The 24,213-nt window shown below is 72.8% G+C and carries 21 protein-coding genes; 10 read left to right on the forward strand and 11 right to left on the reverse strand.

Features of this window, described 5'->3' with window-relative positions; translation table 11 throughout:
* Nucleotides 1–734 precede the first annotated feature (734 nt).
* Together ACFQSB_RS13680 and folP are read left to right on the forward strand one after the other, a co-directional pair.
* A complete protein-coding gene (locus ACFQSB_RS13680; RefSeq protein WP_354924346.1) occupies nucleotides 735–1,604 on the forward strand; it encodes a LysR family transcriptional regulator in 870 nt (289 codons plus the stop codon).
* 86 nt (nucleotides 1,605–1,690) lie between these two features.
* On the forward strand, nucleotides 1,691–2,542 hold the full coding sequence (gene folP / locus ACFQSB_RS13685) for a dihydropteroate synthase (RefSeq protein ID WP_380826714.1): 852 nt from the start codon (nucleotides 1,691–1,693) through the stop codon (nucleotides 2,540–2,542).
* Here the strand turns inward: folP and ACFQSB_RS13690 are convergent.
* The 4 genes from ACFQSB_RS13690 to ACFQSB_RS13705 are packed head-to-tail and all read right to left on the reverse strand — an operon-like array spanning nucleotide 2,533 to nucleotide 6,750.
* A complete protein-coding gene (locus tag ACFQSB_RS13690) occupies nucleotides 2,533–3,957 on the reverse strand; it encodes a pyridoxal phosphate-dependent decarboxylase family protein (protein ID WP_380826716.1) in 1,425 nt (474 codons plus the stop codon). The genes folP and ACFQSB_RS13690 overlap by 10 nt on opposite strands.
* Before the next feature lie 58 nt (nucleotides 3,958–4,015).
* Nucleotides 4,016–4,645, reverse strand: a complete 630-nt coding sequence (locus ACFQSB_RS13695; RefSeq protein WP_380826717.1) for a TetR/AcrR family transcriptional regulator — start codon at nucleotides 4,643–4,645, stop codon at nucleotides 4,016–4,018.
* Nucleotides 4,646–4,700: 55 nt separating this feature from the next.
* Nucleotides 4,701–6,086 carry a sensor histidine kinase gene (locus ACFQSB_RS13700; protein ID WP_380826719.1) on the reverse strand — a complete coding sequence of 462 codons (1,386 nt, stop codon included), beginning with the start codon at nucleotides 6,084–6,086 and terminating at the stop codon, nucleotides 4,701–4,703.
* The gene (locus tag ACFQSB_RS13705; RefSeq protein WP_354836057.1) at nucleotides 6,076–6,750 is read right to left on the reverse strand and encodes a response regulator transcription factor; all 675 of its coding nucleotides are present in this window, start codon (nucleotides 6,748–6,750) and stop codon (nucleotides 6,076–6,078) included. Before ACFQSB_RS13705 ends, ACFQSB_RS13700 begins: the two co-directional genes overlap by 11 nt.
* A 262-nt stretch (nucleotides 6,751–7,012) precedes the next feature.
* Here ACFQSB_RS13705 and ACFQSB_RS13710 point away from each other — a divergent pair, with 262 nt between their 5' ends.
* Genes ACFQSB_RS13710 through ACFQSB_RS13720 form a run of 3 tightly spaced genes read left to right on the forward strand, consistent with a single transcriptional unit; the run spans nucleotide 7,013 to nucleotide 10,255 of the window.
* Nucleotides 7,013–8,173 (forward strand): LolA family protein, encoded by a 1,161-nt coding sequence (locus ACFQSB_RS13710; protein ID WP_380826720.1) that lies wholly within the window; start codon nucleotides 7,013–7,015, stop codon nucleotides 8,171–8,173.
* 2 nt (nucleotides 8,174–8,175) lie between these two features.
* On the forward strand, nucleotides 8,176–9,192 hold the full coding sequence (locus ACFQSB_RS13715; RefSeq protein WP_380826765.1) for an ABC transporter ATP-binding protein: 1,017 nt from the start codon (nucleotides 8,176–8,178) through the stop codon (nucleotides 9,190–9,192).
* Complete coding sequence (locus ACFQSB_RS13720; RefSeq protein WP_380826722.1) at nucleotides 9,179–10,255, forward strand: ABC transporter permease; 1,077 nt, start codon at nucleotides 9,179–9,181, stop codon at nucleotides 10,253–10,255. The genes ACFQSB_RS13715 and ACFQSB_RS13720 overlap by 14 nt, the downstream gene beginning before the upstream one ends.
* A gap of 172 nt (nucleotides 10,256–10,427) precedes the next feature.
* On the opposite strand, the gene ACFQSB_RS13725 is transcribed toward ACFQSB_RS13720, so the two are convergent.
* Together ACFQSB_RS13725 and ACFQSB_RS13730 are read right to left on the reverse strand one after the other, a co-directional pair.
* Nucleotides 10,428–11,186, reverse strand: coding sequence for a YcnI family copper-binding membrane protein (locus ACFQSB_RS13725; RefSeq protein ID WP_380826723.1), 759 nt, complete (start codon nucleotides 11,184–11,186; stop codon nucleotides 10,428–10,430).
* Nucleotides 11,187–12,020: 834 nt separating this feature from the next.
* The gene (locus ACFQSB_RS13730; protein ID WP_380826725.1) at nucleotides 12,021–12,599 is read right to left on the reverse strand and encodes an MFS transporter; all 579 of its coding nucleotides are present in this window, start codon (nucleotides 12,597–12,599) and stop codon (nucleotides 12,021–12,023) included.
* Nucleotides 12,600–13,005: 406 nt separating this feature from the next.
* Here ACFQSB_RS13730 and ACFQSB_RS13735 point away from each other — a divergent pair, with 406 nt between their 5' ends.
* A complete protein-coding gene (locus ACFQSB_RS13735; RefSeq protein ID WP_380826726.1) occupies nucleotides 13,006–13,518 on the forward strand; it encodes a hypothetical protein in 513 nt (170 codons plus the stop codon).
* Nucleotides 13,519–13,644: 126 nt separating this feature from the next.
* Here the strand turns inward: ACFQSB_RS13735 and ACFQSB_RS13740 are convergent, their stop codons facing one another.
* From ACFQSB_RS13740 to ACFQSB_RS13755, 4 genes are all read right to left on the reverse strand, one after another.
* Nucleotides 13,645–14,421 carry an ABC transporter ATP-binding protein gene (locus ACFQSB_RS13740; protein WP_380826728.1) on the reverse strand — a complete coding sequence of 259 codons (777 nt, stop codon included), beginning with the start codon at nucleotides 14,419–14,421 and terminating at the stop codon, nucleotides 13,645–13,647.
* A gap of 5 nt (nucleotides 14,422–14,426) precedes the next feature.
* A complete protein-coding gene (locus tag ACFQSB_RS13745) occupies nucleotides 14,427–15,224 on the reverse strand; it encodes an ABC transporter permease (RefSeq protein ID WP_380826729.1) in 798 nt (265 codons plus the stop codon).
* Nucleotides 15,225–15,230: 6 nt separating this feature from the next.
* The gene (locus ACFQSB_RS13750; RefSeq protein ID WP_380826730.1) at nucleotides 15,231–16,139 is read right to left on the reverse strand and encodes an ABC transporter permease; all 909 of its coding nucleotides are present in this window, start codon (nucleotides 16,137–16,139) and stop codon (nucleotides 15,231–15,233) included.
* A gap of 106 nt (nucleotides 16,140–16,245) precedes the next feature.
* Nucleotides 16,246–17,151, reverse strand: coding sequence for an LLM class flavin-dependent oxidoreductase (locus tag ACFQSB_RS13755; protein WP_380826731.1), 906 nt, complete (start codon nucleotides 17,149–17,151; stop codon nucleotides 16,246–16,248).
* Nucleotides 17,152–17,307: 156 nt separating this feature from the next.
* Between ACFQSB_RS13755 and ACFQSB_RS13760 the strand changes: the two genes are divergently transcribed.
* From ACFQSB_RS13760 to ACFQSB_RS13770, 3 genes are all read left to right on the forward strand, one after another.
* Entirely contained in the window at nucleotides 17,308–17,721 is a 414-nt protein-coding gene (locus ACFQSB_RS13760) for a MarR family winged helix-turn-helix transcriptional regulator (RefSeq protein WP_354924325.1), read from the forward strand.
* A gap of 133 nt (nucleotides 17,722–17,854) precedes the next feature.
* Nucleotides 17,855–18,973, forward strand: a complete 1,119-nt coding sequence (locus tag ACFQSB_RS13765; RefSeq protein WP_380826733.1) for an alpha/beta hydrolase — start codon at nucleotides 17,855–17,857, stop codon at nucleotides 18,971–18,973.
* A 444-nt stretch (nucleotides 18,974–19,417) separates the two neighbouring features.
* Nucleotides 19,418–21,007: a serine/threonine protein kinase gene (locus ACFQSB_RS13770; protein ID WP_380826735.1), complete on the forward strand. Its 1,590-nt coding sequence runs from the start codon at nucleotides 19,418–19,420 to the stop codon at nucleotides 21,005–21,007.
* Between the two features lie 54 nt (nucleotides 21,008–21,061).
* Here ACFQSB_RS13770 and aceA read toward each other — a convergent pair whose 3' ends face one another.
* On the reverse strand, nucleotides 21,062–22,357 hold the full coding sequence (aceA, locus tag ACFQSB_RS13775; RefSeq protein WP_380826737.1) for an isocitrate lyase: 1,296 nt from the start codon (nucleotides 22,355–22,357) through the stop codon (nucleotides 21,062–21,064).
* 334 nt (nucleotides 22,358–22,691) lie between these two features.
* On the opposite strand from aceA, the gene ACFQSB_RS13780 reads away from it, so the two are divergent.
* Nucleotides 22,692–24,161 carry a helix-turn-helix domain-containing protein gene (locus tag ACFQSB_RS13780; protein ID WP_380826739.1) on the forward strand — a complete coding sequence of 490 codons (1,470 nt, stop codon included), beginning with the start codon at nucleotides 22,692–22,694 and terminating at the stop codon, nucleotides 24,159–24,161.
* The last annotated feature ends 52 nt before the right edge of the window (nucleotides 24,162–24,213 follow it).

A 24,213-nucleotide genomic window follows, 5' to 3' on the forward strand; every position in this document is an offset into this window, starting at 1 on the left:
GCTGCCCGCCCGGCGCGTACGGCGCCTGGCCGCCACCCGGCGGGTACTGCCCTCCTCCGGGGTGCGGCCCTCCTCCGGGGTATGGCCCTCCCCCGGGATAGGGGCCCCCTCCCGGATACGGTCCTCCGCCGGGATGCGGTCCCCCTCCGGGATGCGGGCCGCCCCCCGGGGGCGGCGCGGCGGGATGCGGCGGGCCCTGCGGAGGCGGCGCCCCCGGTCCCGGCGGCGGATACGGCTGACGGTACGGCTGTTGCGGCCCCGGCGGCTGCCCCTGGCCCGGCGCGGGAGGGCCGCCGGGCGCCGGACGCGAGCCCGGCGGCGCCTGCGGCGGGTACCCCTGGGGCGGGTAGCCGGGAGGCGGCTGCCGGGAGTCACGGGGCTGCCACCCGCCGTCCGGGGCCTCCGGGTGAGGGGGCGGCGGCGCGGCGGGGGAGCCGCCGGGCGGCCCGTTCCATGCCGGTTCTTGCGGAGGCGGATACGGATGGCGTCCGCCGGGTGACGATTGATTCGGATACTGACCGTTACTCGCCATTTCCGGCTGCCCCCTTCTCGGCCCCACCAGACCGAGCGTTCTCCCCCGTCACAAGATCCACATTCTGCATCATTTTGGGCAGAACTGTACTCAATTCCCAGTAGTCACGGATGTCGCGGTATCTGGTTACATTCTGAAATCATCCAAGGTGATCTCTGCGATAGTCCGGAATCGCCGGACCGGTCTGCCCTAGCTTCGATGCATGAATCTGCAGCAGCTGCGTTATGTGGTCGCCACTGCGGAGCACCGCACCATGACCGACGCGGCACGATCGCTTTACATCGCGCAGCCCGCGCTTTCCCGCGCGATTCGCGACCTCGAACGGGAACTCGGCATGACGCTTTTCGCGCGTTCCGGCCGGGGAGTGGTCGTGACGGCGCAGGGACGCCGCGTCGTCAAACTCGCCAAGGAAGCGCTGGACGCCGTGCACGAGATCGAGGCGCTGGCCACGCACACCCATTCGGGCGCCGGCGAGCTGCGCGTCGCCTCACCGCCGAGCCTGGAGCCGGCGCTGGCCGGGCGGCTCCTGCCCGCCTACGTCTCCGAGCACCCGGGGGTGCGGGTGCAGATCGTCCGGTGCGACGGGCGCGACGGCGTGGTGAACGCGGTCAGGGAGCAGCGCGCCGACCTGGGCCTGACCGACCTGCCCGTGCCGGCCGACCTGGTGAGCCACCCCCTGGAACGCCAGGAGATCGTGCTCATCTCCCCGCCCGGCCTCGACCTTCCCGGGTCGGTCGCGATGAGCCGCCTGAACGGCATGCGCATCGTCCTGCCCCAGCCCGGCAGCGCCCGGCGCCGGGAGTTCGAGCAGCTGTTCGCCACCCACGGCGTGCGGCCGGTCGTGGTCGCCGAGACCGACGAGCGCGGCGGCTGGCCCGTCACGGTCCGCACCGCCTCGGCGTCCCTGCTCGGCTACCGCACGATGGCCGACCAAGCCCTCAGGGCCGGGCTGGTCGTCCGCTCCCTGGACCCGCCGCTGCGCCGCATCATCGCCCTGGTGCACACGCGCAGGCGCATCCCCGCGATGGCGCAGGACTTCCTCACCGTGGCCGAGAGCGGATCAGCCGTCTGAGCCGTTTTGGAGCGTTCCCGAACGGCCTGCGCCTGCCTCCGCCGGTGCGGACGCGGCCGGTGGGGAGCTGGCGTACGCTTGCGGCGATGCATACTCTGCGCCTGCGCGACCGCGAGTTCCGGCCGGGCGAACACGCCGTCATGGCCGTCGTGAACCGCACCCCCGACTCCTTCTACGATCGGGGCAGGACGTTCGGTTTCGACGCCGCCCTGGCCGCCGTCGGTGAGGCGGTCGCCGCCGGTGCCGACATCGTGGACATCGGCGGGGTGAAGGCCGGCCCGGGCGACACCGTGGACGCCGCCGAGGAGATCCGCAGGGTCGCCGACCTGGTGGCGGCCGTGCGCGAGGCGCACCCCGACCTGGTGATCAGCGTGGACACCTGGCGGGCCGAGGTCGGCGAGGTGGTGGCCGGCGCCGGCGCCGACCTGCTCAACGACACCTGGGGCGGACCGGACCCCGGCCTGGCCGAGGTCGCGGCCAAGCACGGCATCGGGCTGGTGTGCGCCCACGCCGGCGGGGTGATCCCGAGGACCCGCCCGCACCGCATCGGCTACGGCGACGTGGTCGCCGACGTCGTCTCCCACACCGTCGCCCTGGCCGAGCGGGCCGTGCGCGCCGGGGTGCGCGAGGACGCCATCCTGATCGACCCCGCGCACGACTTCGGCAAGAACACCTGGCACTCCCTGGAGGTCGGCCGCCGGCTCGGGGAGCTGGTGGACACCGGCTGGCCGGTGCTGGTCGCGGTCTCCAACAAGGACTTCGTGGGCGAGACGCTCGGCGGACTCCCCGTGGACGAGCGCCACGCCGGGACGATCGCCACGCTCGCCGTCTCCGCCTGGCAGGGGGCGCGGGTCTTCCGCGTCCACGACGCCGCCTCGGCCCGCGCCGCGCTCGCCACCGTCGGCGCGCTGCGCCCCCGGCCGGGCGGTCAGCTGTAGATCACCGACAGGAACCGCGTCAGGATGGCCTCGCGGGCCGGGGCCGGCAGCGCGTCCAGCACCGCGTTGACCACCGCCATCTCCGGCTGGCCCTCCCCGCCGAGGTCGATGCCGACCGAGGCGGCCAGCTCGGTGAACGTGGCGTCGTCGATCGCGTCCAGGTCGAGGGTGGCCAGGATCTCGGCCAGGCCCTCCGGCACCCGCGGCGGACCCGCCGCCCGCGCCGCCTCCGCGGACGCGGCGATCACCTCCAGCATCGCCTCCACGCCCGCCAGGGTCACCCCGGTGACCGTCACGTGCAGGTTGGCCGGGATGCCGGCGTAGGAAAGCTGCGGCTGCAGGAACCAGCCGAGCTTGCGCGCCTCGTCCGACAGCACGAACACGTCCACGTCGTCCCCGGCGAAGGCCACCAGCGAGGCCTCCGGCTCACCGAGCACCCGCAGGCCCGGGATGGCGCCGATGCCCTCGGCCAGCCGCCGGGTCGCGGTGAGGGTGTCGCGGGCCAGGGCCAGGTAGCCCTCGCGGCCCAGGGCGTTCAGCGTCGCCCACGCGCCGCCGAGCGGCCCGGCCGACTTCGAGCTCTGCACGGTCGCGTTGATCACCGTGTAGCCGGGCCAGGCGGCCGAGGCGAAGTAGGCGGCGCGGCGCAGGGCGGGGTCGGAGAACAGCACGACCGAGGCGCCCTTCGGGGCGTAGCCGAACTTGTGCAGGTCGCACGATATGGACGTCACCCCCGGCACCGTCAGGTCGAACGGCGGGACGCTCGCCCCCGCCTCCGCCAGCCAGGGCAGCAGCCAGCCGCCCACGCAGGCGTCCACGTGGCACAGCACCCCGCGTCCGGCCGCGATCGCCGCGATGTCGGCGACCGGGTCGACGACCCCCTGCGGATAGGACGGGGCCGAGGCCACCACCAGCACCGTGTCCGGGGTGATCGCCTCGGCCACGGCCTCGGGGACCGCGCGGAAGGTGGCGGGGTCCACGGGCACCGGCGCCACCTCCAGGCCGAGGTAGTGCGCCGCCTTGTGGAAGGCGGGGTGCGCCGTGACCGGCACGACGACGCGGGGACGTCCGGCCACGGGACGGGCGTCCCGGGCGGCCTTCATCGCGAGCATGATCGACTCGGTGCCTCCGCTGGTGAAGATGCCCGGCGTGCCGGGCCCCCCGCCGAGCAGGCCGGCCACCGCGCCCACGACCTGCCGCTCCATCGCGACGGCGCTCGGGAAGGCGGTGGGGTCGAGGGTGTTGACCTCGAGCATCTCGAAGTAGGCGCGGGCCGCGGCGTCGTGCACCTCCGGGCGCCCGGTGTCGTAGATGTAGGCGGTGACCTTGCCACCGCGCACCTGCAGGTCGTGCCGTCTCAGCAGGGAGATCTCCGCCAGCAGGTCTTCGGAGGTCCGGCCGTTCTCGGGAAGCACGCGGTTCTCCCTCGCCAGATGGTGCGGCGTCGCCGCACGTGATCGGCGTGGGACGTTATCACGAGGTTCCGGGCAGGCGGAACAGGCGGTCGATCAACAGGTGCAGATGCCGCTTGAACCGCTCCAGCAGCCAGGCGTCGGGCGGCCCGGGGATGTGCCCCATCACCGTTGCCTGGGTCGTGATGCCCTGCACCATCCAGATCACCGTCCACAGCCCGAGCTCCAGGTCGACCTCCGGGTCCATGTACCCCTTCTCCAGCGCCGGCTGGACCCCCTCGAGCACCATCTGCAAAATCGGCTGGATGAACTGTTCCTCAAGCTCGGCCAGGTCGGCGGCGTCCAGCAGCGAGCGGTGCACCCACAACTGCGTCCGCTCCGGGTTGCTGAGTGTGTACTCCGTATAGTCGTCCAGCAGCCGGTGCAGCGACTCCACCGTCTTCTCGGGCGTCTCGGTCGAGAACTGCGTCATGACCGCCTCGCGCGCGGCCCGCTCCTGCTCGAACAGCCGCCGCACGACCGCCAGATAGAGATCGCGCTTGTGACCCGCGATCTCTTCCACGGTGGCGAGGTCGAACCCGGCGGTGTCGGCGATCTGCTGCAAGGACGTCCCGTCGTAGCCGAAGGCCGCGAACAGCTTGATGGCGGCGCGCATCAGCAGCTCGCGGTCGCTTTCCCGCTCGGAGGTCATAGAACCGACGCTATGCTCACCATCCGTGCCGGGGCGATCGCTTGATGGAACCCTGTCATGGTTTTGCGCGCCCTGGAACGGGCCGGCTCAGCGGCAGCCGGACGACCGCACGCACCCCCGGCCCGGCGTCCTCCAGGCGCACCGCCCCGCCGTGCGCGCGCACGGTCTCGCGCACGATCGCCAGGCCCAGGCCGGCCCCGCCGTCGTCGCTGCTGCGGGCGCTGTCGAGCCGGGTGAACCGGTTGAACACCCGCTCGCGGTCGGCCTCGGGGATGCCCGGTCCGTCGTCGGTCACCGTGACCTCGGCCTCGCCGCCGCGGGCGCGCAGCTCGACGGCGACGCGGGCACCGGCGTGGCGCACGGCGTTGTCCAGCAGGTTGACCAGCACCCGTCCGAGGTCCAGGGCGTCGCCCTCGACGACCGCGGGCTCGACCCCCGTGATCTTCACCATGGCCGGGTCGTAGCGCCCGGCCGTCGTGCCGACCAGCTCGGCAAGGTCCACCGGCTGCCTGCGGGCCGGGCGGCGGTGCTCGTCCAGCCGGGCCAGCGTGAGCAGCCCCTCGGCCAGGCGGCTCAGGCGCATGGTGTCCTCCAGCACTCCCTCGGCCGTCTCGCGCCACTCCTGCTCGTCGGGAGGGTGGCCGAGGGCGACCTCCAGTTGCAGGCGGATGCTGGCCAGGGGACTGCGCAGCTCGTGGGCCGCGTCGGAGATGAGGGCCCGCTGCGAGGCCTCCGCGCCCTCCAGCCGGGCCAGCATGCCGTTCAGCGTGATCGCCAGCTCCTGCACCTCGTCGCGCGCCACCGGCACCGGCAGGCGGTGCGCGCGGGCGGTGCCGCTGATCTCGGCGGCGCCCCGGCGCAGCGCGGTGATCGGGCGCAGCGTGCGGCCGATGATCAGCCAGCCGGCCGCGCCGAGCAGCACCAGGAGCATCGGAGTGCCGATGACCAGCATGTGCACGGTCGTGGTGAGGCTGTCGGCGACGTCCTTGAACGAGCGGGCGGCGATCACCGTGCGGCCCTCGTCGGCGTGCACCACCACCACGCGCAGCGGCCCGGGGATGCCGTACAGGTCGCCGTCCACGAACCGGCCCCGCCCCTCACCGGGCGAGGTGGCGCGGTCGCGGGCGCTCACCAGCGGCACCAGCCGGTCGGCGCCGGCGGTCACGTGGGTGATGCGCCCATGCGCGTCGAGCACCTGGATGATCGTGCCGTCCGCGACGGCGACCGGGTCGGACAGCCGGCCGTCGTCGGCGAGGGCGGCCACCTCGCGGGCCCGCTGGTAGGCGATGCCGTCGGTGGAGCCGATCAGCGCCCGGCCGAGCACGCCGACCAGCAGCGACGCCGCCGCGGCCAGGGCCACCGCGAGCACCGCGGAGGCCGCCGCGGTCAGCCGGAAGCGCAGGCTCCTGCGCCGCCACCACGCCAGGGGGTCAGCCGCCATCGCCGACCAGACGGTAGCCGGCGCCGCGCACCGTCTGCAGGGCGTTGCGCCCGAACGGGACGTCGATCTTCCTGCGCAGGTAGCCGACGTAGACCTCGACCACGTTCGGATCGGTGTCGTAGGTGTCCCAGACGTGTTCGAGGATCTCGGCCTTGGACACCACCTCGCCGGGGCGGCGCAGCAGGTACTCCAGCAGGCCGAACTCGCGGGGCGTCAGTTCGATGGGCGTGCCGTCGCGCGACACCGACCGCCGGGCCGGGTCGAGGGTGAGGTCGCCCGAGCGCAGCACCGGCGGCCGGCGGCGGGCGCCGCGCCGCAGCAGGGCGCGCAGCCGCGCCACCAGCACCACGTACGAGAACGGCTTGGTCAGGTAGTCGTCGGCTCCGAGATCGAGGCCGTCGGCCATGTCGTACTCGCCGTCCTTGGCCGACAGCATCAGGATCGGCACCCAGTTCTCCTCCGCGCGCAGCCGCTTGCACACGTTGTAGCCCGACAGCCGGGGCAGCATGATGTCGAGCACGACCACGTCGTAGTCGCCCTCACGGGCCAGGTGCAGGCCCTCCTCGCCGTCGTAGGCCAGATCGACCGCGAAGCCCTCGGCGCGCAGCCCGCGCCGCAGCGCGGCGGCCATCCGCCTCTCGTCCTCCACGACGAGCACGCGCATTGCTCACCCTCCCAGCCGATGTGTCCCCCTATCTTGGCCCGTCCCGGCTGAGATCCCGCTGAGAGGCCGGAACCGGCGGTCGCACCCGCGAGCTGCGGCGCGGGCCGCCCCGGGCGGCTCCTGAGAAGCCTCTCAGGCCGTCTCAGCCTGGGCACAGGACCCGCGCGGCAGTCTTCCTGTATCGGATCTCGAGCGGCGGGCCCCCCGCCGCCGACTACCGTTGAGGAGTGACATGCCGTCCCAGTCGAGAAGATCACGCGCCGTGAGGTGGGGCGTCCCCATCGCCGCCGTCGTGGTGGTGGGCGCAGCCGTGGGCACCGGGCCGGTGATCGCCGCCGTCCAGGGCGACCCGGCGCTGCCCGAGCGCACCGCCCAGCAGTTGCTCGCCGAGGTCGCCAAGAACGCGAGCCGCGCCGAGCCCCCCGCCATGTCGGGCACCGTCGTGGAGACCGCCTCCCTCGGCCTGCCGGCCCTGCCGGCGACCACGGGCGTGAGCAGCTCCCCGTTCGCCCTGCTGTCCGGCTCCCACACCCTGAAGGTCTGGTACGGCGGCGACGACCGCGTGCGGCTCGCCCTGCCCGGCCAGATGAGCGAGACCGACCTGATCTCCACCGGCCACGGCGAGGCGTGGCTGTGGCAGAGCGGCACCAACACCGCCACCCGCTACAAGCTCGACGGCCCGGCCGGGGCGCACGCCATCCCCACCCCGTCGGTGCTACCCACCGCGCGCACGCCGGAGGATCTGGCCGGCGAGCTGCTCAAGGCGGCCGGCCAGGACACGGCGGTCGGCGTCGAGAACGGCCAGCACGTCGCCGGGCGCGCCGCCTACCAGCTCGTGCTCACGCCCAAGGTCGCCACGTCCCTGGTCGGCAAGGTCACCGTCGCGCTCGACGGCGAGACCTACATCCCGCTGCGCGTCCAGGTCTACGCCAAGGGCACCGCCGAGCCGGCGTTCGAGGTGGGCTTCACCCAGGTCGCCTTCACCACTCCCGCGCCAGAGAACTTCGCCTTCACGCCGCCCGCCGGGGCCAAGGTCGAGGACAAGACGTTCGGCGCCGGGGACGGGGGTCCCGGTGACGAGGTCATGGCCACAGCCAAGGCCGGTCAGCAGGCGAAGGCGGGGGCGCGCACCCACGGCACCGGCTGGGGCACCATCGCCGAGCTGCCGTTCTCCCCTGAGAACCTGGCCCCGTCCACCCCGTCCACCCCGTCCAAGCGGCTCGGCGCCGGCAAGTTCGGCGACACCGATCCGAGCAAACTCGCCGACTCGCTGCTGAAGTCCGCCAAGCGGGTCTCCGGGCCGTGGGGGAGCGGCAGGGTGATCGAGAGCAAACTGGTCTCGGCGCTGCTGACCGACGACGGCCGGCTGCTGATCGGCGCGGTCACGCCCGAGGCGCTGACCGAGGCGGCCGGACGCAGGTGACCATGGTGACCACGGGCGAGGGGGCGCACGAGGCGGCGCCCCCTCGGGCGGCCCACCAGACGGCCTCCGCGGGCGACTGCGCGATCGTCGCCCGCGGGCTCACCAAGCGCTTCCGCGGCGGCCAGGTCGCCGTCGACGACCTCCACCTCGCCGTGCCCCGCGGCTCGGTGTTCGGCTTCCTCGGCCCGAACGGGTCGGGCAAGACCACCACGATCCGCATGCTGCTCGGCCTGGTGCAGCCCACGAGCGGCGGCTGCGACGTGCTCGGCCGGCCGATGCCGGCCGGTCTCGCCGCCACGCTCCCCAAGATCGGCGCCCTGGTGGAGGGGCCCGCCTTCTACCCCTACCTGTCCGGCGAGGCGAACCTCCGCCGGTACGACGCCGCCGACCCGGCCGCCGACCCGCGCACGGTGTCCGCCCGCGTCGGCGCCGCGCTCGAACGGGTCGGGCTCGGGGCGGCGGCCCGCAAGAGGTACCGCGCCTACTCCCTGGGCATGCGCCAGCGCCTGGCCATCGCCGGCGCCCTCCTCGGGCCGCGCGAGCTGCTCGTCCTGGACGAGCCGACCAACGGCCTGGACCCCCAGGGCACCCGCGAGGTCCGTTCGCTCATCAAGGACGTCGCCGCCGACGGCACCACCGTCTTCGTCTCCTCCCACCTGCTGACCGAGGTCGAGCACATGTGCACCCACGTCGGCGTCATGCGCTCCGGCCGGCTGGTCACCCAGGGGCCCATCGCCGGGCTACGGGCCGGCCACGCGCCGCGCGTGCGCGTGGACACCCCGCACGTCGCCCAGGCCGCCGCCGTCCTGCGCCGTCTCGGCCTGGCAGAGGTGCGCGCCACGGCCGAGCCCGGGGAGGCCGAGCGGGTCACGGCGCTGCTCGGCGAGCACGCCCCTGAACGGGTCTGCGCCCTGCTCGTCACCGACGGCGTCGCCGTGCGCGGCTTCACCGTCGAACGGCCGAGCCTCGAAGAGGTCTTCGTCAGCCTCACAGGAGAAGGTTTCGATGTCGACGCCTGACGCCACCCCCCGCACCCCCGCCACCCTGTCTTCGCCACACGCCGACACCCTCCACGGGACCAACGCCACGACCCTGCCCCGCCAGCCCCCACCCGCCGCCGACCTGCCCGCCGCGCACGGCGGCCTCTCCGATGCGGCGATCACGTCGTCCGCCGACCATGAGGTCCCGGCTGCCGCGGGTGTGGTCGGCGTGACCGAGGGCTCCGCCGGTCGTCCGCCTCAGGGGCGTGGGCGGCCGTCTCCAGGGCGGGCGATGCTGCGGTTGCTCGGCTCAGAGCTCGGGCTGACCTTTCGCAAGCCCCGCAACATCGCGATGCTCATCGTCCTGGCCTGCGTCCCGGCGCTCATCGGCGTCGTGCTGCGGGCCTTCGGCGGGGACGTCGACGAGGAGATCCCCTCGCTGATCACGCAGGTCGCCGGGAACGGGCTCATGCTGACCTTCGTGGCCTTGTCGCTGCTGCTGGTGATGCTGCTCCCGCTGTCGGTCTCGGTGGTCGCCGGTGACGCGATCGCGGGGGAGGCCGGAGGGGGCACCCTTCGCTACCTGCTCACCGCTCCCGCCGGGCGCACCCGCCTGCTGGCCGTCAAGTTCGCCAACGTGACCGTCTACGCGCTGGTGGCCACCTCGGTCGTCGCCGCGGGCGCGCTGGTCACCGGGCTGGTGCTCTTCCCGGTCGGCCCGATCACGCTGCTGTCCGGGTCGACGATCTCCGTTGGCGAGGGGCTGGTGCGCGTCCTCATCGTCACCGGGTACACCGCCGCCGGCATGGCGGCGCTCGGAGCGGTCGGCCTGGCCGTCTCGACGCTGACCGAGGTGCCGATCGGCGCGGTGGCGGCGACCATCGTGGGCGTGGTGTTCTCGCACGTGCTCAGCGCCATCCCGCAGCTCGAGCCGGCACGGCCGTACCTTCTGACCTACTGGTGGAGCTCCTTCGACGGCGCTCTGCGCGACCCGATAGCGACCGAGGGAATGACCCAGGGCCTGCTGGTGTACGGCGCCTACATCCTGATCGCCCTCTCGATCGCCTGGGCCCACTTCACCGGCCGGGACATCACCAGCTGATCAGGCGCGCCAGAGGCTCATCCCCCTGGCGCGCCCATCCAGGGCCCCGCTTCTCGACCGCGGTGCGCCTGCCCACGGCTCCGCCCGCGGTTCCATGGCCGACTTGGCCGCGGTCACGGTCACGGTCACGGTCGTGAGCGTCCGGAGGCGTCGTCAGTGTTCGGAGGCGTCGTCAGCGTTCGGAGGGGCGGCGGCCGCGGCGCAGGCCGATGACGCCGGTGGCCACGCCGGCCAGGCCGACGGCGATGCCGATGCCGCCGAGCAGTCGCGCGGTCCCGTCGGAGTCGGCTTCGTCGTGTGCGCCGGGACCGGACGCCTTCACCTCCACGGCCGGGGCGGTGGAGGCCGCGGGGCTCGCGGAGGCCGCCCCGTGGTGGTCATCCTCCTGCGTGCCCGCGGCGACCAGCTTGAGCGTCGGGACGGGGTGCTCGGCCTCCGAGCCGTCCGCCTTCGGCTCGTCGGCCCACTTCACCACCTCACCGTTGGAGTAGGTCTGGGTCGCCGGGAACAGCAACTGGTCGGTGTCCTCGGGAAGGAAGCCCATGGACACCTCGAACTCCTGGAACTGCTTCGGGCCGATCTTCCCGCCGCTCCAGGTGATCCTGGTGACGGCCTCGGTGATGTCGCCGTACTTGGACGGCACGGCCTTGGGGAGCTTGGTCTCGGTGACCTCGGCCTTCCAGCCGGGCACCGGGCGGACCGACACGAACGGCAGCGGGTGGTCGACCGGGAGGTCGATCACGAGCTTGGTGGTGGAGGCGTTGTCCCGCTCGTTGGGAACGCGGAAGGCGACCTTGGTGAATCCGCCCTTCTCGGCCGTGCCGGGGTTGATGGTGACATGGGCGAGGGCGGGCAGGGCGAGACCCGTGACGAGGGCGAGTGCGCCGGCTGCGACGACGACGCCGCGACGCGCGACTGCGGTGAACGACATGTGAGGACTCCACTTCATCGAGGAAAGACAAGGGGATGCAGACCGCCGGCGGCACCGGACGGCGCGCGCGGCCACGGTGGGGTGGCCGAGGAAGACGCGGGCCCCTCGACAACGCCCGGTGGACAGGCGCGCCATACGGACCACTCTCGGTCCGGCACGATCGAAGTGCCGGCCAGGGCGCTCCACGAAGCGCCGCTCACCCTTGAGTGCCACGCGACGGAGGACCGTCCATTCGCGAGGTCACGGGACGGACGATCCAACTACCGCCCGCGAGGCCACGCGAGGGAGGACCCGTCCACCGCCCGCGAGGCCACGTGTGACGGAGGGCCTGTCCACCGTTGGCCGCGCGACAGACGGCTCGTCCATCCGTGAGGCCATGAAACGGAGGTTCCGTCCGTCCGCAAGGCCACGTGAGGGTGGTTCCGTCCACCGCCCGCGAGGCCACGTGTGACGGAGGGCCTGTCCACCGTTGGCCGCGCGACAGACGGCTCGTCCATCCGTGAGGCCATGAAACGGAGGTTCCGTCCGTCCGCAAGGCCACGTGAGGGTGGTTCCGTCCACCGCCCGCAAGGCCACGTGAGGGAGGACCCGTCCACCCGCAAGGCCACGTGACGGAGGGCCGGTCAGCCGCGCGGCCACAGGACCGGGCCCAGGGGTGACCTATGCCGACCGCGCCGGGTGACCGTTGGGCGAGCCACCGGTGGGCCGGCCGGATCGGGGGCCGATGCCGGTGGCCGGTTGGTTCATCCGTGGTCTGGCGAGGTCATGTGGCCGTCGAGGGGGCTGACGGGGCGCCGGTGAGGGTCTTCGGGGCGGTGTCCGGGCCGCGAAGGGTCAGCGGATGGCGGGAAGTGGTGGACCGCGCCTGGTGACCGTGTGGCGGAGAGCCTCGCGAGCCGGGGGCGGCGCGAGGCGGCGGGGACCGCGTCCGGCCGGTCGGGGGAGGAGGGCGGTGGGGTCGCCGCCCAGCAGTGTCAGCGGCCGGGACAGCCCGAGCAGGGCGCGGGTGCCCATCCGGCGCAGTACCGACCACAGGGCCGACTCGCCCTGGGCCAGCCACCAGCCGGTCATCAGCGTGGCCGTGAGGTGGGCGATGACCATGCCGAGACCCGCGCCGAGCCCTTGGCCGTGGGAGACGTGGAGGCTGAGAGGGGAACCCGCGCCGCCCGAGGCGCCGAACAGTTCGTGCAGGACGACCTGGGCGGCGATCAGGAAACCGATGATCGTCCGTGGCGAGCGCTCGCGCCCGGCGATCAGCGTCGCGGCGAGCGTCACACCGGCCGATCCGCCCGCTAACGCCCACGTGGCGGGCCCCGTCCCGCCGGCGGCCCGGTGGCCGAGCACGGCGAGGCCCACGCAGACGACCGTGAAGACGGCCGACCGCGCCAGGCGCAGGGGAAGGCGGGCACGCATGACGCCCCACATCGTGCCATGCCGTGAGTCCGGTTGTCCCCACCCCACCCCAGGACTGGGGTGCCCCCGCCGCCCCGGCTGCCCCCCGGGCTGCTTCCGCTGACCCGGCTGGTTTCCCTGACCTGGCTTTCCCTGACCTGGCGGCCCCGCTGGTCTCGCTGGCACGGGCCGTGCCTGCTTGTCCGGCTGGAGCGGTCGGACCCGTCTTTCGCCTCGGTGGGGCGGTGGAGGGCTGAGGTTCCTGTGCCTACGCCGGTCGCTTCCAGAATGACGCTCGCCTGTCCGGATGGGTGAGCCCCTGGTGGGCGGGTGAGGGCGCGGCGCTGGTGGGTGGTCCTTCGGTGTGCGCCTGATGTCTGCCGTTTGGCGGTATTTGTCGCTACTGTTGCCCGCGTTCATTGGTTCTGTGAAGGGCGTGGTGGTGGTCGTGCGGCACTTCCTGGGACTTCTGCTCGGCGTCGTCGTGACCGCGGTCCTGCTTGCAGGGACCGGCTGGGCGTCCCAGGACGCGGCCAGGAGCATGGCGGCGGGCGCGGTCGACCCGGTGCGCGACACCCCGGCGCTGGTCGGCCTCGGCGCGATGCTGGTGGCCGGCCTCGTGCTCGGTCTGGTCGTGGCGACCCGGGTCTCGCCGCTGGCGACGTTCGTCCCGTCCATGGTGCTGCTGGCCTGGACGGTGATCTACACCCTCGACGTGCACCGCGCGCTCGGGCTCGCCCCCACCGCTCCGTCGATGCACCCGATGGTCGTCCAGGCGGGTAAGGGCATGCAGGACCTGCTGGGCAAGGGGGTGTTCGCGATGCTGGGCATCGCGTTGTTCATCCCGGTGCTGATGCCTTCCCGCTGGGCGGGGCGCCGGCGCGACCTGGACGACGGCTACGAGGAGGAGACCCCGCAGGCCGCCGGAGGTTACTACTGACCGGCGGTCGTGGCGCGCTTCCGGGGACGAGCAACTCGGTCATGACCGACCCCTGACCTGCCGGGCTACGGGTGCAGGCGGGCTCGCAGGACGCGGGGCGAGCGCGGCCGCCGTCGGCGGGCGGGGTCACAGGGGGAGGCGGCGGGTGTAGAGGCGGGTGACGACGTCCTCGATGGAGGTCTCGTCCGGGGCGGTGGCCATGAGATCGTCCACGGTGCCGTCGAAGGCGAGGCTCCCGTGGTCGATGAGCATGACCCGGCGGCAGAGCCGCTCGATGTCCCCGAGGTCGTGGGTGGTCAGCAGCACGGTCGTCCCGCGTTCGGCGTTGAGGTCGCGCAGGAAGCCGCGGACGGCCGCCTTGCTCACCACGTCGAGCCCGATGGTCGGCTCGTCCAGCACCAGGACGGCCGGATCGTGCAGCAGCGCCGCCGCGATGTCGCCCCGCATGCGCTGGCCGAGGCTGAGCTGGCGGACCGGCTTGTCGAGGAACGAGCCCAGTTCGAGCACCTCCGACAGTTCGGCCAGTCGCCTGCGGTGCTCCTCACGATCTACTTTGTAAAGGTGCCGGATCAGCGTGAAGCTGTCTCGCAACGGCAGATCCCACCACAACGTCGTCCGCTGCCCGAAGACCACGCCGACGCGACGGGCGAGCGCCGTGCGGCGGCGGGACGGATCGAGGCCGGCGACCTCGATCTTTCCGCTGGTCGGGGCGAGGATGCCGGTCAGCATCTTGATCGTGGTGGACTTGCCGGCGCCGTTCGGGCCGAGGTAGCCGACGAACTCCCCGGCGGCCACCTCGAACGACAGGTCGCGGACGGCGTGCACCACGCGCGTCCCGCCGCGCAGCAGTCCCCGTCCGCTCCGGACGGTGAAGGAACGGCCGACGCCGTCGACTGTGATCACTGTGGTCAACTCCCGGTGGAACGGTAGCGGCGCAGCCCGGCCCGCCAGGCGAGCCCGGCCAGGCAGGCCAGCGTGAGAGCGGCGGCCGGGCCCATGAAGCGCAGCCAGTACGGCAGGCCGAGCGGGTCGGCGCGGTCCAGGACGTAGAGGCCGGGCTGCCAGTTGACGAAGGCCAGCGGCACGATGAAGGTCACCGCGCGCACCAGGTCGGTGCCGAAGACGGTGAGCGGGAACTGCGTGAGCTGGCCGCCGCCGTAGGTGAAGGCGTTGGCGATCTCGGGCGCGTCGGTGAGCAGGAACTGGAGCGCGCCGCCGAGGGTCCAGATGGCGGCGAACAGCACGATGCCGCACAGCACCATGAGTGGGACCATCCACGCCCGCTGCCAGGGCACGTGCAACTGGGGGAGCGCGACGGCGAGCACGGTGACCGCCTGGGCGGTGCGGCCGAAGCGCTGGAAGCTGAACCGGTCCACGGCCATCTGCACGAACGGGCTGGCCGGCCGGATCAGCATCGCGTCGAACGTGCCGGCCTTGACGTGCTGGCTCAGCTTGTCCACGTTGCCGAACAGCAGGTCGGCGAGTGCGAAGGACATGCCCGAGGTGCCGTACAGGAACATCACCTCGGGCAGGGTGAAGCCGCCGAGCGAGGCGGTGTGGGTGAAGATCAGCGCGATCGCCGCGAGCTCCAGGCCGGTGACGAGGAACGAGCCGATGACGAGCATCGCCATCGACACCGGATACTGGGCCGCGGCGCGGATCCAGGTGACCGCGAGCAGCACGTACGTCCTGACCGGTTCGAGCACGCCGCCTCACCCGCCCTGGATGACGACTTTGCGGCGGGCGGTGCGGGTGACCGCGGCGCCCGCCGCGAGGAGCGCCGCGACCCAGGCGGCCTGGAAGGCGAGCGCGCCGAGGACGTCGCGCTTGCCGAGGAAGACGTCGGCCGGCACCTGCACCATCGCCGCCCACGGCAGCGCGTCGGCCAGCGTGCCGAGCCAGCCGGGGAACAGCACAAGCGGCAGGGTCATGCCGCTGAAGAACATCGTCATGACCAGCGACAGCGACTGGACGCCACGGTCGTCCACGATCCAGAACGTCGACATCGCGACCAGGTAGCGCAGGCCGAAGCTGACGACGACGCCCAGTGTCATCGAGGCCAGGAACGCCGCCCAGGTGGCCGCGTCGCCGGGGAGGTGGATGCCGAAGACCACCGCGCCGACCAGCGTGGGCGGGACGCTGCGGGCGACGAACAGGAACACCGCCCGGCCGAGGTCGTCGGCGAGGGCCCACATCTGGAGCGACGCGGGGCGCGACAGGTCGAGGGCGACGTCGCCGGTGCGCACCCGCTGGGCGAGATCGAGACCGCCGCCGAACAGTTCCATGGGGCCGATGAACCCCTGGGTGAGGAAGCAGAAGGTGATCGCGTCGGTGACGTCGTACCCGGCCAGGCCGGGCCGGGCGTGCCACAGGGCGATGAGCACGTACGCGCGCAGGAAGCCGAACACCGTGTTGGTGAAGGCCCCGGCGAGCGCCGCGCCCCAGTAGGTGGCGTGACGGCGGAAACCGTATCGGAAGATGGTGAGATAAAGCGCGAAGGCGGCACCTCCGGTGACGGCTGGACTCGCATTGTAACCAGCCGCGCCGTACAGATCATCGGCATTTTCCGCGCCGTCCGGGCCGCCGCGCTGGACCGCGTGACGGCGTCTACGAAGGGCCACCCGGCCACGAGGGCCGGGCAGGCCGGTTGCCACCGGTCCCAGGCAGAGGTGCAGCCGTCCCTCGTCCGCCGATGACAAGCCCTCCCGGCCCGGTCGCTCCCATGGATCAGGAGTGAGCGGTCTGGGCGAGTACGGGGGCGATGACGTGGTCGGTGGCCCAGTGGGCGACGCCCTCGGGGTAGGGGGTGCGCAGGCCGAGGGCGATGTGGGTGACGCCGGCGTCGATGAGCTCCAGGGCCGTGCCCCGCGTGGCGGCCGGGTCGTCGTAGTCGGCCACCATCTGGGCCGACCGGATGATCTCCGCCGGGTCGCGCCCGATGGCGGCGCAGTGCTCGTCCAGGACGGCGCCGCGCTCCTTGACGTAGGCGACGGTGTTGTGCGGATGGGCGGGGATGTTCCAGATGTCGGCGTGCTCGGCCACGACGCGCAGCGTCCGGGTCCCCCAGCCGCCGATCATGACGGGCGGACCGGGCCGCTGCACCGGCTTGGGCGCGCAGCGGGTGCCCTTGAGCCGGTAGTGGCGCCCCTCGAAGTCGAAGACGTCCTCGGTCCACATGCGCCGGATGATCGTGCAGGACTCCGCCAGCCGGGCGACGCCCTCCGCGGGGGAGACGGCGGTCAGGCCGTAGGCGTCGTACTCGCGGGGCACGGAGATGTCGCCGGGCTGGTGGGTGCCGCCGACGCCGATGCCGAGGACCAGGCGGCCGCCGGAGATCACGTCCACGGTGGCGGCGATCTTGGCGAGCACGGCCGGCGGGCGGGTGAGGTTGCTGGTGACCATCAGCCCGAGCCGCAGCCGCTCGGTGCGGGCGGCCAGGGCGGCGAGCAGCGTCCACCCCTCGTAGATCGGCCCGCCGGGGTCGCCGAACAGCGGCAGCATGTGGTCCCACAGCCAGGCGTGCTCGATGAGGGGGATGGCGTCGGCCTCCTGCCAGACCCGCAGGATGTCGTCGTAGGTGGTGTGCGCGGGGACGGTCTTGAGGCCGAAGCTCACCCGCGGATGGTCGGTCATGGGGCGCCTTTCGCACGCGGGCGGCGGAGGCCCGCAGTGAACGTGAGCCGACTAACGTTAGCCGGGCAGCGGATTACGTTAGTCAGCTAACGAAAGGCCGTCAAGCCTTCCTGGTACGTTGCGGGAGATCCCGGCACGATCGGCAGGAGGGGAGAGGTGGCCACCGACTTCCAGACCGCGTTCTGGACGGCCAAGCGGGCGATGGCGCTGGCGTCCGAGGCCGCCTACAACCGCCACGGCGTGCGCTCGGGCCAGCAGTTCATCCTGCGATGCCTGTGGGAGAACGACGGCATGGCCCCCGGCGAGATCGCCCGGCTGCTGGAGCTGTCCACGCCCACCGTCACCCGTGCGGCCACCCGCATGGAGACCGCCGGCCTGCTGCGCCGCGAGCCGCATCCGACCGACGCGCGCCTCGTGCGGCTGCTGCTGACCGACCGCGGCCGCGAGCTCGAGAGCGTGATCGACGAGGAGATGGCGCGGCTGAGCGAGCGGGCCCTGCGCACCCTCGACGCGGCGGAGCGCGAGCAGTTCCTGCGCTTCCTCGGAGAGATCCGGCAGAACCTCACCTGAAGCCCTTATAGCCCCCTACCAGGTCAAATCTTCTGTTTGCCTCTCGACGTACCGTGTAAACGTCATGTAAACCGGGGTATACGCGTCGGCATAGAACGGCGTTCGGATTGGTATCGCCCGGTGGAGGTTCGTGATGTCTCGGGAGATCGACGTAGACATCCAGCCCGCGTACCCCGTCAGCTGGCGGGCCGCACTGTTCAACACGCTGATGCGCGGGACCACCAAACCCCTGTCGGCGCTTCTGGTCAGGCACGGCCTGGGCATCAGCTGCGTCTCGCGGGTCGTCGAGCTGAGCCAGCGGCTGCCGCTCCCGGTGCCGGGCCATGTGACGATCGACAAGGTGGACGGGGAGCCCTGCGGCTCCGAGTGGGTGCGGGCCGGCGACGAGCTGGACGAGAGCAAGGTGGTGCTCTACTTCCACGGCGGCGCCTATTTCTTCTGCTCCCCGGCGACGCACCGCCCGATCACCTGGCGCCTGTCGGCGGTCGCGCGCCGTCCGGTCTTCGCCCTCGACTACCGCCAGGGGCCGATCCACTCGCTGCCGGAGTCGCTGGCCGACGCCCTGGACGCCTACCAGGGCCTGCTCGACCGCGGCTTCGCCCCGCAGGACGTCATCGTCGCCGGCGACTCCGCCGGCGGGCACCTCACCCTGGCCACGCTGCTCGCGCTGCGCGACCGCGGCATGCCGCTGCCCGGCGCCGCGATCTGCCTGTCGCCGTGGGCCGACCTGTCGGACGTGCGGCGCAGGGCCAACCGCTGGGCCGACCCGATGCTGTCCGCCGGCCGGGTCGACTGGCTCGCGCGCCGCTGGACCGCGGGCCTGGACTGCCATGACCCGCTGGTCTCGCCCGTGTACGGGGACTACACCGGCCTGCCGCCCATGATGGTCGTGACCGGGTCCACCGAGGTGCTGCGCGACGAGGACCGCCGCGTCGCCCTCCAGGCGCGCCGGGCCGGGGTGAAGGTGACCTACGAGGAGTGGCGCCGCATGCCGCACGTGTTCGCGATGCTGGCGGACGTCGTCCCGGAGGCGCAGATGGTCTTCCGCCACATCGGGCGGTTCCTGGACGCCGTCGCCGCCTCCGGCGCGAGCGAGCCGTCCGGCGCCACGGCCGTCGGGTCCGCGGTGGCAGGGGCCACGGTGGCCGGGTCGGCGGTGGCCGGGTCCGCAGCCGTCGGGTCGACGGCCGTCCGGTCCGCGGTGGCCGGGGCCGGCGTGCCCGAGGGTCCCGGGTCCACCGCCGCCGCCTGAACGCGGGCGCCGGTTCCGGTGCCGCAGGGTCACCGGTTCCCGCGCCGCGAGGTCGCCGGTTCCGGTGCCGTAGGTGCGCCGGGTTTCCGCGCTGCCTGAAACGGCGGCGCCGGGGTCTCGCACGGCCGAGGGGTCCGGTTTCCAGCGCCGCCGGCCGACCCGCACGACCGGGTCCGACGGGCCGTCAGGGAGCCCTGTGAGAGGGGGCGTCCCGGGAAGTCGGCAGCTCACAGCGGTCCCTGTCGTCACAGGCGGCACACCGCTTCCTTACCTGCAGGGATCAGTCACCTTACCTCTCATGCCGCTTTCAACTAGTTCACGCCAGATGTCCTCACGGGGAGACACAGTGGCCTGTGCCGTACCCCGAAGGGAGGTCATCTCCGGATGGCACGTGGCGGAGCAGGCGTCCCAAGCGGGACGCCTCCAGGCGTTCGGCCGCTGACGGTGGGCGACCCGGTCATCATCGGGCGCTACCTCCTGCTCGGCAGGCTCGGCGCCGGTGGCATGGGCGTGGTCTACCTCGCCGAGCGGCCCGAGGGCGGCCTCGTCGCGCTCAAGACCCCGCATTCGGTCCATCTCGGCGACCCGACGCTGCGCGCGCGCTTCGCCGAGGAGGTCGAGTTCTCCCGCCGCGTGGTGCCGTTCTGCACCGCCGCCGTCGAGGAGGACGGCACCGACCGCGACCGGCCCTACCTGGTGACCGAGTACATCCCCGGCCCGTCCCTGTCCCAGGTGGTCGCCGTGCGGGGGCCGCTCACGCCCGACCTCGCCTACGGCGTCGCCCTCGGAGCCGCGGCCGCGCTGGTGGCCATCCACGAGGCCGGCTTCGTCCACCGCGACCTCAAGCCCGGCAACGTGCTGCTCTCGCCCAGGGGGCCGCGGATCATCGACTTCGGCATCGCCAGGGACCTCGACGCCGCCGTCGCGCACACGCAGGCCGGGCAGGTCATGGGCAGCCCCGGCTGGGTGGCGCCCGAGCGCCTCACCGGCGGCCCGGCGATCCCCGCCTCCGACGTGTTCGCCTGGGGCTGCCTGGTCGCCTACGCCGCGACCGGCCACCACCCGTTCGGCGCCGGCGAGGCCGACGTGCTCACGCGGCGCATCCTGGTCGAGCAGCCCCGGCTGTCCTCGGTGCCCAAGCTGCTGTGGGACCCGGTCTCGGCCGCGCTGGCCAAGGAGCCCGGCGACCGGCCCGGGGCCGCGGCGCTGCTCGGATGGCTGCTGGACGCCGGGGGAGTCGACCGTTCCTGGGACCGCCGTGAGGCCGTGACCGCCGTGCTGGAGGAGATCTGGGCGCCCGTCCCGTACCCGATGGGCGCGCGGCACCTCAAGCTCGCCGGCGCCGGTGAGGACGAGCGGCAGGACGGCGCGCCCACCACGGGCGCGCGGGCGGCGCGGCGGGCGGCGGCCCGGCGCGGGCACGCCTCGCACGCCGGCTTCGCGGCGCTCGCCACGGTGTCGATCGCCGCGGTGACCGTCGCGGCGGCGAGCACCGGCGCGACCCGCATCGACGAGAGCGCGAACCGCGCCGGCAGGGTGCCGGTCGCGGTGCCGCTCCAGGGGTCGCGCGTCCCGGTCGAGGTGCTGGACACCTCGGGGCCCGTCGTTCGCGGCACCGACTACGGGTCCCCGTCCGGCACCGCCACCGCCCCCGGGCGCCTGCCGGCGTTCACCACCACGCCGAACCCGCCGGGGTCGCCGTCGGCGCGCCGCACCGAGGGGCCGGAGGGGGCGCCGACGGCCACCTGGCAGACCCCCGTCCCTTCGCCGCCGCCGTCGCCGTCCCCCAAGCGCACGACGCCCCGGCCCCAGGTGCCCGACGAGCCTCAGCCGTGCCGGAACAAGCGCGGCAAGGAGAAGCCGTGCCCGCCCAGCCCGCGTCCGCCCGGCGGCACCGGCGATCCGAAGCCCACCAAGAGCCCCAAGCCGACGATCAGCATCAGCCAGGTCCCGGAGTGGGGGGACGGCGAGTCGCCGGAGCCGACGCCGCCGCAGCCCACTCCCACCCTCAGCGATTCCTCCCCCTCGGCCTGACCGCCCGCGCCGTCCTACCGCCCTGCCGGCCTGACCGCCCCGTGCCGCGCGAACCTAGTGCTGAGAGCGGGTGAACTGCTCGGCCTCGGTCGAGCCCTTGAGCGCCACCGTCGAGGAGTCCGGTGCGACGGCGGTGCTGACCAGGTCGAAGTAGCCGGTGCCCACCTCGCGCTGGTGGCGCGTCGCGGTGTAGCCCTGCCGCTCGGCGGCGAACTCCGCCTCCTGCAGCTCGACGTAGGCGGGCATGCCCTCCTCGGCGTAGCCGCGCGCGAGGTGGTACATCGAGTAGTTCAGCGAGTGGAAGCCCGCCAGGGTGATGAACTGGAAGCGGTAGCCCATGTGGCCGAGCTCGCGCTGGAACTTGGCGATGGTCGAGTCGTCCAGGTGCTGCTTCCAGTTGAACGACGGCGAGCAGTTGTAGGCGAGCATCTGGTCGGGGAAACGGTCCTTGATCGCCTCCGCGAAGCGCCGCGCCACGTCCAGGTCGGGTGTGGAGGTCTCCATCCACAGCAGGTCGGAGTACGGGGCGTAGGCCAGGCCGCGGGCGATGCAGGCGTCCACGCCGTTTCGCACGCGGTAGAAGCCCTCGGGAGTGCGCTCGCCGGTGGTGAACGCCTGGTCGCGGGCGTCGACGTCGCTGGTCAGGAGCGTCGCGGCCTGGGCGTCGGTCCGCGCGATGATCAGGGTCGGCACGTCGCACACGTCCGCCGCGAGGCGGGCCGCGTTGAGGGTCTTGATGTGCTGGCTGGTCGGGATCAGCACCTTGCCGCCGAGGTGGCCGCACTTCTTCTCCGAGGCGAGCTGGTCCTCCCAGTGCACGCCCGCCGCGCCCGCGGCGATCATGCCCTTCATCAGCTCGAAGGCGTTGAGGACGCCGCCGAAGCCGGCCTCGGCGTCGGCGACGATGGGGGCCATCCAGTGCGGAGCGTCCGCCTCGCCCTCCGACCAGGTGATCTGGTCGGCGCGCATCAGCGCGTTGTTGATCCGGCGCACCACGGCGGGCACCGAGTTGGCCGGGTACAGGCTCTGGTCGGGGTAGGTCTGGCCGCCGAGGTTGGCGTCCGCCGCGACCTGCCAGCCGGACAGGTAGATGGCCTTCAGGCCCGCCTTGACCTGCTGCACGGCCTGGTTGCCGGTGAGGGCTCCCAGTGCGTGCACGTACTCGTCGGTCCGCAGGAGTGACCACAGCCGCTCGGCGCCGAGACGGGCGAGAGTGTGCTCCTCCTGCACGGTGCCGCGCAGGCGGACGACGTCCTCGGCCGTGTAGGTCCGCTCGACGTCCTTCCAGCGCGGGTCGCTCTCCCAGTCGCGCCGCAGCTCATCTGCAGCTCCCTTGAGGCGATCTTCCATTTTGACTCCTTCGGCGTCCTCTGGGGGCTTGGTTCGAGTCTGCGATGGTTCGAGCCGCCAGAACAAGAGTGATCGCGTGAAAGCTGTCAGAATTTTCGGGTCTGATGAATACTCGGCAGTATTCACGCGGCAAGAAACGCAAAGTTTTCACTATGGACTAGACCAATCCGTCCGCTCTGGATCACTGTCACGGTCGCCGGGTCCGTCGCCGGCCCGCGCGGGAGCGGTCGGGGTGGCGGCGCGGACGGGACAGGAGCGCACGGCCGCGGCGCGAGCGGCCCAGGTACCCGGGTAAGGCTGGAAGAACGGTGGAATTTGCGTTTAGGATCGTGCTATGGCGTCTTTGGTGGGAGAAGAACCGCTGTCTTTGACGCAGGAGCTCGACCTCCTCGCGTTCGGCCAGCGGCTGAAGCACCTGCGCAAGCAGCGCGGGCTCACCCTGTCGGAGCTCGGCGAACGCGTCGGGCGCGCCCCGAGCCAGCTCTCCCTGCTGGAGAACGGAAAGCGCGAGCCCAAGCTGTCGCTGCTCAAGGCGCTCGCCGTCGCGCTCGGCGTACCGGTCGAGGAACTGCTGCGCCGCCAGGCCCCGAGCCGCCGCGCGCAGCTCGAGATCGCTCTGGAGGAGGCGCAGCGCGACCCCGTCTACGCCTCGATCGGCCTGCCCCGGCTGAAGGTCTCCGCCCGGGTGCCGAGCGACGTCCTGGAGCACATCGTCGGGCTGTACGAGGAGCTGCGCTCGCGCGAGGCCAAGGGCACCGCCACCCCCGAGGAGGCCAGGGCGGCCAACGCCGAGCTGCGGCGCAAGCAGCGCGAGCAGGGCAACTACTTCGCCGAGATCGAGACCGCCGCGGCCGAGGCGCTGGCCGCCGTGGGCTACCGCACGGGCGCGCTGTCGCAGGGCACCGTGCAGGCGCTGGTGACCCACTTCGGCTTCACCGTGCGGACCGCGCAGGACCTTCCCCGCTCGGTGCGGTCGATCACCGACCTGCGCAACCGGCGCATCTACGTCCAGCACGAGCAGCTCGGCATGCACACTCCGCGCACGATCCTGCTGCAGACCCTCGGCCACCTCGCGCTCGGCCACCACAAGCCCCGCGACTTCGCCGACTTCCTGCGCCAGCGCACCGAGGCCAACTACTTCGCCGCCGCCGTCCTGGTGCCCGAGACGGCCGCCGTCCCCTACCTGCAGGAGGCCAAGCGCGACCGCGCGCTGTCGGTGGAGGACCTGCGGGACGTGTTCGCCGTCTCCTACGAGATGGCCGCGCACCGCTTCACCAACCTGGCGACCCACCACCTGGACCTGGCGTGCCACTTCGTCCGCAACGACGCGGGCGGCATCATCTACAAGGCCTACGAGAACGACGGCATCGTCTTCCCCGCCGACGAGCAGGGCGCCATAGAGGGGCAGCGGATGTGCCTGCGCTGGTCCGGGCGCCAGGTCTTCCTGTCACCCGACCGCTTCTCGGTGTACCACCAGTACTCCGACTCGCCCACCGGCACCTACTTCTGCATCGCCCACGTCGACCCCTCGCGCGAGCGCGACTTCGCCATCACGCTCGGCGTCCCCTACCGCGAGTCCCGCTGGTTCCGGGGCCGGGAGACCACCAACAGGACCAAGTCGAACTGCCCGTCCGGAGACTGCTGCCGCCGCCCGCCGGCCGAGCTGACCCAGCGCTGGGAGGGCTATGCCTGGCCCTCGGCGCGGGCCAACTCCCACGTGCTGGCGGCCCTGCCCCCGGGCTCGTTCCCCGGTGTGGACGAGGCCGACGTCTACTCCTTCCTCGAACGCCACGCCGGCCCCTGACCCGGCGGCCCCGGTACGGCCGCGCCGCCAAAGGAGGCGATCGCGCCGCTTA

The organism is Sphaerisporangium rhizosphaerae (assembly GCF_042665155.1).
GTDB classification, from domain to species: Bacteria; Actinomycetota; Actinomycetes; order Streptosporangiales; family Streptosporangiaceae; genus Sphaerisporangium; species Sphaerisporangium rhizosphaerae.

Coding starts and splice junctions, on each gene's coding strand:
- ACFQSB_RS13700 (WP_380826719.1), bottom strand. CDS start 6,086: ATGGCGGCTGACCCCCTGGCGTGGTGGCGGCGCAGGAGCCTGCGCTTC.
- ACFQSB_RS13780 (WP_380826739.1), top strand. CDS start 22,692: ATGGCGTCTTTGGTGGGAGAAGAACCGCTGTCTTTGACGCAGGAGCTC.
- ACFQSB_RS13705 (WP_354836057.1), bottom strand. CDS start 6,750: ATGCGCGTGCTCGTCGTGGAGGACGAGAGGCGGATGGCCGCCGCGCTG.
- ACFQSB_RS13730 (WP_380826725.1), bottom strand. CDS start 12,599: ATGCGTGCCCGCCTTCCCCTGCGCCTGGCGCGGTCGGCCGTCTTCACG.
- ACFQSB_RS13715 (WP_380826765.1), top strand. CDS start 8,176: ATGGTGACCACGGGCGAGGGGGCGCACGAGGCGGCGCCCCCTCGGGCG.
- ACFQSB_RS13720 (WP_380826722.1), top strand. CDS start 9,179: ATGTCGACGCCTGACGCCACCCCCCGCACCCCCGCCACCCTGTCTTCG.
- ACFQSB_RS13755 (WP_380826731.1), bottom strand. CDS start 17,151: ATGACCGACCATCCGCGGGTGAGCTTCGGCCTCAAGACCGTCCCCGCG.
- ACFQSB_RS13695 (WP_380826717.1), bottom strand. CDS start 4,645: ATGACCTCCGAGCGGGAAAGCGACCGCGAGCTGCTGATGCGCGCCGCC.
- ACFQSB_RS13680 (WP_354924346.1), top strand. CDS start 735: ATGAATCTGCAGCAGCTGCGTTATGTGGTCGCCACTGCGGAGCACCGC.
- ACFQSB_RS13765 (WP_380826733.1), top strand. CDS start 17,855: ATGTCTCGGGAGATCGACGTAGACATCCAGCCCGCGTACCCCGTCAGC.
- aceA (WP_380826737.1), bottom strand. CDS start 22,357: ATGGAAGATCGCCTCAAGGGAGCTGCAGATGAGCTGCGGCGCGACTGG.
- folP (WP_380826714.1), top strand. CDS start 1,691: ATGCATACTCTGCGCCTGCGCGACCGCGAGTTCCGGCCGGGCGAACAC.
- ACFQSB_RS13725 (WP_380826723.1), bottom strand. CDS start 11,186: ATGTCGTTCACCGCAGTCGCGCGTCGCGGCGTCGTCGTCGCAGCCGGC.